Origin of the sequence: Mesonia mobilis DSM 19841 (genome assembly GCF_000423405.1) — a bacterium.
In the GTDB taxonomy this organism is placed as follows: Bacteria; Bacteroidota; Bacteroidia; order Flavobacteriales; family Flavobacteriaceae; genus Mesonia; species Mesonia mobilis.
Genome location: NZ_KE384013.1, coordinates 114,273 through 120,754, shown reverse-complemented (window position 1 = coordinate 120,754; position 6,482 = coordinate 114,273). Strand labels below are relative to the sequence as shown.

The window sequence follows — 6,482 nt, the reverse complement described above, 5'->3', positions numbered from 1 at the left end:
ACAACATCGATCGTTAATGTTTGTCCATTGGCATTCGTAAAAGTATAACTGCCGTTTCCGTTATCGGTGTAGGTTACCGTGTTCGCATCGAAGGTAATTTGCGTGCCATCTTCATTGGTATAAATAAAAGTTCCGTCAGCATTATCGGTTAAAAATGTGATCGTTTCATTACTGTATTCACCTGAAACTAAGAGCTTGCGCCATTCGCCATTATACCAGTAATAATAACCGGGGACAACTTCAGCATTTGTTTCAGTATTAAAAACTAGTAAACTTTCAACATTTCCGGCGGTGATGGTTTGCTGATCGGTAATGCTTGTTAATTGAATTCTAGGTATTAAAATCCCTTTATCGTTGGCTTCAACATCTAATTGTGTTGAAGGATTTGGTAAGTCTGTACCAACTCCAACTTGAGCAATTGCATAACAAGAAAATAAAGAAAAAATCGAGAGAAGTAATATTTTTCTCATACGCGTGGGATTTTTTGAGGCCAGCAGGTGGAATTTCAATTTGTAGGTATCCCACCGAACTGTTTTGGTTTTATTCGACTAATATATCGATAAAACTAAAAAAAATCCGACTAAATGTAAATTCTGTGTTAAATTTTGTTTTTAAACGAGTTCAGCTCAAGTATTTAGGCACTTGAGCTGAATGTTAAAATTTAATATGAAAGAGAAAATTCTATTTTTTCCGCATATAAACGGAAATCGGAACACCGTTAAAATCGAATTTTTCTCGAAGCTTATTCTCTAAAAATCGTTTGTAAGGATCTTTTACGTATTGCGGAAGATTACAGAAAAAAGCAAATTGTGGTTGTGGTGTTGGCAGTTGTGTGATAAACTTGATTTTTACGTACTTTCCTTTATACGCCGGCGGCGGGAAATTTTCAATAAGCGGAAGCAAAGTATCATTTAACTCACTTGTTTTAATTCGCTTACTTCTGTTTTGGTAAACCTCAACGGCTGTTTCTATCGCCTTGTAGATTCTTTGTTTGTTCAATACCGAAATAAACACGATCGGCACATCGGTAAAAGGTTCTATTTCTCTTCTAATTTTAGCATCCATATCTTTCATGGTATTGGTTTCTTTTTCAACCAAATCCCATTTATTCACTAAAATCACAATCCCTTTTCGGTTGCGTTCTGCTAGCCAAAAAATGTTTTGTACCTGACCGTCAAACCCACGTGTAGCATCAAAAATAAGAATACAAACGTCGGAATGTTCAATCGCGCGTACGCTTCGCATGACCGAGTAAAACTCAAGATCTTCTTTTACTTTGGTTTTTCTTCGGATTCCGGCAGTATCGACTAGGTTAAATTCAAAACCAAAACGGTTATATTTGGTATCGATCGCATCACGTGTAGTACCTGCAATATCGGTAACGATATAACGATCTTGCCCGATTAACGCATTGATAAATGAAGATTTTCCTGCATTAGGACGACCTACTACAGCAAACCTTGGTAAATTTTCTTCAACTTCTTCTTCTTTCTCCGGGAGGGCTTCTACCAAAGCATCGAGTAATTCTCCCGTACCGCTACCATTTATTCCTGCAATGGTATAATATTCGCCTAAACCTAAAGCGTAAAACTCTACGGCATCGGCTTCACGAGCGCTATTATCTACTTTGTTTACCGCTAAAAATACCGGCTTTTTTACTTTACGAAGTAATTTTGCGACATCTTCATCCATCGGTGTTACGCCAGAATCAACATCGACCATAAAGATAATCGCGTCTGCCTCATCGATAGCTAACTCTACTTGTTTATCTATTTCTGCCTCAAACTCATCATCACTTCCTACAATGTAACCACCGGTATCGATAAGAGAAAATTCTTTACCATTCCAGTCTGATTTACCATAATGACGGTCTCTGGTAACCCCGCTTACCGAATCTACGATCGCTTCTCGACGTTGAATTAATCGGTTAAAAAATGTAGATTTCCCTACGTTGGGTCTCCCCACAATAGCTACGATATTGCTCATACAAATAGATATTTACGGCGCAAAAATACAGCTTAAAATATAGATTTTAAGTATTCTGCAGGATGTTTTAATGAAATTTCTGTTGAATTTTAATTTTGGTTGTAGCCAAAGCGTTTTAATTGACGGTCGTCACTACGCCAGTTTTTATTGACTTTTACATAGAGTTCTAGATGAACTTGTTTCCCGAAAAATTTCTCTAGGTCTTTACGCGCTTCAACCCCAACTTGCTTGATGGCCTTGCCTTTATGCCCAATTATAATTCCTTTTTGAGTTTCGCGCTCTACCATAATCACGCTACGCATTCTAATGATCTCTTCTTCTTCAAAAAACTCTTCTGTCTCGACCTCAACACTGTACGGAATTTCTTTTTTATAGTTGAGTAGAATTTTTTCACGAATAATCTCATTCACAAAAAAACGTTCCGGTTTATCGGTTAAGGCTTCTTTATCGTAGAAAGGTGGCGAATCTGGTAATAACTCTAAAATACGGTTGAATACCTGCGGAACTCCAAAATTTTCTAATGCTGAAATGGCAAAAATTTCGGCATTCGGTACTTTTTCTTTCCACAGATTTACTTGTTCTTCAACTAATTCTTGGTTGCTTTTATCAATTTTATTCAGCAGTAATAAAACAGGAATTTCAGAATTGGTGATTCGCTTAAAAAAGTTTTCGTCTTTCAATTCTTGCTCGCCAATTTCAACTAAATAAACCAGCACGTCTGCATCTTCAAAAGCAGATTTCACAAACTCCATCATGGAAGATTGAAGTTCGTAAGCAGGTTTAATAATACCCGGAGTATCGCTTAACACGACCTGAAAATCTTCTCCGTTCACGATACCTAAAATACGGTGACGAGTAGTTTGCGCTTTTGAAGTGATGATCGATAATCGCTCTCCTACAAACGCATTCATTAACGTAGATTTCCCAACGTTAGGGTTTCCGATAATATTTACAAAACCAGCTTTATGTGCCATAAAAATTGAATTAGGCGACAAAGATACTTTAAAATTGATTAGAAACTAAAAAAGCCTTCAGCAGATACTGAAGGCTTTTGGGGTATTTTAAGGTTAAGTAATTATTGAATTACTATTTTATGCGATTCTTTTCCTGCGGAAGTTGATATATTCATCACATAAACTCCGGAAGAAAGTTGATTTAAATTTAATTGATTTACTCCCCTGTAGCGGAGATACATTTGCCACCACATCTAAAATATCTGAAGCTAATTCTGAAAAAATACTTTCATCGTCTTCTTCAACTAAATTATAACCTAAAGAAGTTACAGAACCGCTAATATTTACTCCTGAACTTGCAGTGTTTTCTGCCAATAAAGTGTTCTTAATTTCAGTTTGAGTTGCTGCGTGTAAACCGCCGCCAGTAGCAGCATCATTAAAAGCAATGGTTACCGCGTTGATAGACATTACATCATTGTTATAAACGCCACCACCCATTGTTGCTGCTACATTAGATGCAACGGTACTTCTAAAAAGATCTAATTCTCCGCTATCGTTTGATATACCACCACCGGAAGTAACCATAGCTTCATTATTTGAAACTGTTGAAGCTTCAATATTTAAAATTCCACCATTGTTTTAAACTCCACCGCCATCTGCAGCAGTATTGCTATCTACGCTAACTTCATACACATTCATCGTTGAGTTCACTTGATTCCAAAGTGCTCCACCTTCATTCGCTGCGCTATTATCGAAAAATTCTGAAGTTTCTATAGAAATCATAGCAGCTCCTGTAATATGAATTGCACCACCATTACCCGGCGCAGCTACTCCTGCTACTCCATCAACATCATTGGCATAAAAATCTGAATTTAGAATCGTTAAACTACCGTCGATCACTTCTATCGCACCACCGGCACGAACTGCAGAGTTGGTTTCGAAAATTGTAGCTTCTATTAAAACATCGCCACCAATACTTAACAATGCACCACCAGAACCAGAAGTTCCGTTTGTAGTATTATCGTTAAATTCACAGTCGTTAATAAAAAGGTCTGCATTGGCAATGTAAACAGCACCTCCATCTGCTTTAACCCCATTGATTAAGTTAAGATCGTCAAGTATAACACTACCTGAAGTAATATTAAAAATTCTGCCATTACCATTAGCATCGATGGTATTATTGAGCACTAAACCACCGCTAATCGTAATATCTTTATCTATTTCGATTTCGCTGTTAAGCGTAACGGTTGAAACACCTACAGCAAATGTGATGACGCCTCCGGGAGATGCATCTAAAATTTCTTGACGTAAAGTTCCGCTCGTGCCATCATCGGCTCCGCTAGTTACTACCTGAGCGGAAAGATTTCCTGAAAGAATGATTATGGCAAATGCAACAACCAAATGAGTAATTCTTTTCTTAATTATTAGTTTTTAGGTTATAAAATTTCAAATACTTACGCCTAACCACTTCAAGTGGTTTTTCATTTATATCGTTTTAACGTATAATTAACGTATTCACTAAAAACTTATCGGTCTAAAAAGAAAAAAGCCTTCAAGAAAATTGAAGGCTTTTTGTTTATTAAAATTAAATTTTAATTACTCTTTTTCCCAAGTATCGTTAGCAGCGTGAATATCTGAAATCTGTTTATTAGGATCGAATTCTACTTTTTGAATTGTTTTTGAAGTACTTAAAAAGTGAGACCAAGTATCTCCTCTTTGCCAAATTTCTACCGGAAGATTGATTTCTTCTGAACTTCCGTCGGTATAAGTTACCGCTAATTTTACCGGCATGGGAATTTCACCTTCCATACTTAACTCGATTGAATAACCTCCTTCTTTTTGCTCAACGTTATTTACAGCAATATCGATGTTTTTATTTCCGTAGAACCAACCTTTCCAGAACCAGCTTAGGTTTTCTCCGGCAACATTTTCCATATGATTAAAGAAATCTGCAGGTTGAGGATGCTTAAATGCCCAAGTTTTGATATACGATTTAAAAGCTTTATCGAAACGCTCTGCTCCCAACACATATTCTCTTAACATCATTAAACCGGTAGCCGGTTTGTAATATGCGGTATATCCTAAATTTCTGAGATTCGTCATATCTGGATAGGTATCGATACCCTGACGAGTTTCTTTCTTTAAATAAGGCACGATTCTTCTGGTTTTTTCTAACTGCGAAGGATACTCTGCATTATTAAACGCATTAGAACTAAAATGATTGATAAATGTATTAAAACCTTCATCCATCCAAGCATAACGACGTTCGTTAGAACCAACAATCATTGGGAACCAGTTGTGACCAAATTCGTGATCGGTTACTCCCCAAAGTGAAGCTTCTTTTGATCTCCAACTACAAAAGCTTAGTCCAGGATATTCCATCCCGCCAATTTCTGCAGCTACATTTACAGCACTTTTCCACGGGTAATTAAAGTAAGTTTTTGAATAAAATTCGATCGAAGCTTTGGTATATTCAGTAGATCTAGACCAAGCTTTTTGTCCATCACTCTCTTTTGGGTAAGCCGATTGTGCCATTGCTTTTTTACCATTAGCAAGATTGATTCTCGCTGCATCCCAAATAAATGCTTTAGAGGAAGCAAAAGCAACATCGTGCGTATTTTCCATTTCGAACTCCCAAGTTACTTTACCAGATTTCTCTGGATGTGAAGCAGCGGTTCCTACTTCTTCCGGTTTAATGATGTAAACTGTTTGATCACTTTCTTCAGCTTTCTTCCAACGCTCTTGCTGAGTTTTGGTAAGTACATCTTTTGGATTTTGTAAAAGACCTGAACCTACTACCGTATGATCGTAAGGTACGGTGATCGCGTATTCAAAATTTCCGTATTCTAAGTAAAACTCTCCTGCTCCTAAATAAGGCTCAACATTCCACCCGGTTACATCGTCGAAAACAGCTACTCTAGGATACCATTGTGCCATCGCGTAAATCGTACCGTCGTTCACGTCTAATCTTCCCATTCTGTCCATTCCTTCCACCGGAATTTTATAAGTGAAATTCATCGAGATCTCTACGTCTTTACCGCCGGCTTTTAAAGGTTCATCTAAAAATACTTGCATACGCGTATCGGTAATTAGGTGTTCTGCAGCATCTTTTTCAACTTTTAAATTACTTATTTTATAACCTCCTTCAACATCGCCATTATATCGATTTCCTTCGGTTGGTGTGGTTAAAGTACCGCGAGAATCTTCTGTAAAACGGTTTTGCTCTAAATACAGCCAGATAAATTCTAATTGCTCCGGACTGTTGTTGGTATATGTAATGGTTATTTTACCGGTTAGCGTATGATTTACATCGTCTAATTCGGCTTCAATTTCATAATCGGCGCGATTCTGCCAATATTCTGGTCCGGGTTTTCCTGATGCAGTTCGGTAAACATTTCCTTGACGGTATAACACATCGTTAAACAAATCTTGATTATCTTCTTTTACGTCTTGCGCCTGTAGATAAAAACAGAACGTAAGTAAGAAAAGACCGATAAGGTTTCTTGAAAGTAATTTCATAAGGTTTATTTGGGTTTGAAAATT

At 37.1% G+C, this 6,482-nt stretch carries 5 protein-coding genes and 1 pseudogene; all 6 read right to left on the bottom strand.

What is annotated here, in order from left to right; all coding sequences use genetic code 11:
• Positions 1-470 (bottom strand): annotated as a pseudogene (locus G551_RS16685) (hypothetical protein); the annotation flags it as partial.
• Between the two features lie 211 nt (positions 471-681).
• Positions 682-1,986 (bottom strand): ribosome biogenesis GTPase Der, encoded by a 1,305-nt coding sequence (gene der / locus G551_RS0112955; protein WP_027885957.1) that lies wholly within the window; start codon positions 1,984-1,986, stop codon positions 682-684.
• Positions 1,987-2,075: 89 nt separating this feature from the next.
• Positions 2,076-2,960: a GTPase Era gene (gene era, locus G551_RS0112950; protein WP_027885956.1), complete on the bottom strand. Its 885-nt coding sequence runs from the start codon at positions 2,958-2,960 to the stop codon at positions 2,076-2,078.
• A gap of 101 nt (positions 2,961-3,061) precedes the next feature.
• Positions 3,062-3,115 carry a hypothetical protein gene (locus G551_RS16980; protein ID WP_373294424.1) on the bottom strand — a complete coding sequence of 18 codons (54 nt, stop codon included), beginning with the start codon at positions 3,113-3,115 and terminating at the stop codon, positions 3,062-3,064.
• 463 nt (positions 3,116-3,578) lie between these two features.
• Positions 3,579-4,340, bottom strand: coding sequence for a hypothetical protein (locus G551_RS0112940; RefSeq protein ID WP_027885954.1), 762 nt, complete (start codon positions 4,338-4,340; stop codon positions 3,579-3,581).
• Between the two features lie 195 nt (positions 4,341-4,535).
• The gene (locus G551_RS0112935) at positions 4,536-6,458 is read right to left on the bottom strand and encodes a M1 family metallopeptidase (protein ID WP_027885953.1); all 1,923 of its coding nucleotides are present in this window, start codon (positions 6,456-6,458) and stop codon (positions 4,536-4,538) included.
• Positions 6,459-6,482 lie beyond the last annotated feature (24 nt).

Bases quoted from the DNA above. Each gene is read 5' to 3' on its own strand.
- der (WP_027885957.1), bottom strand. From the start codon at position 1,986: ATGAGCAATATCGTAGCTATTGTGGGGAGACCCAACGTAGGGAAATCT.
- era (WP_027885956.1), bottom strand. From the start codon at position 2,960: ATGGCACATAAAGCTGGTTTTGTAAATATTATCGGAAACCCTAACGTT.
- G551_RS0112935 (WP_027885953.1), bottom strand. From the start codon at position 6,458: ATGAAATTACTTTCAAGAAACCTTATCGGTCTTTTCTTACTTACGTTC.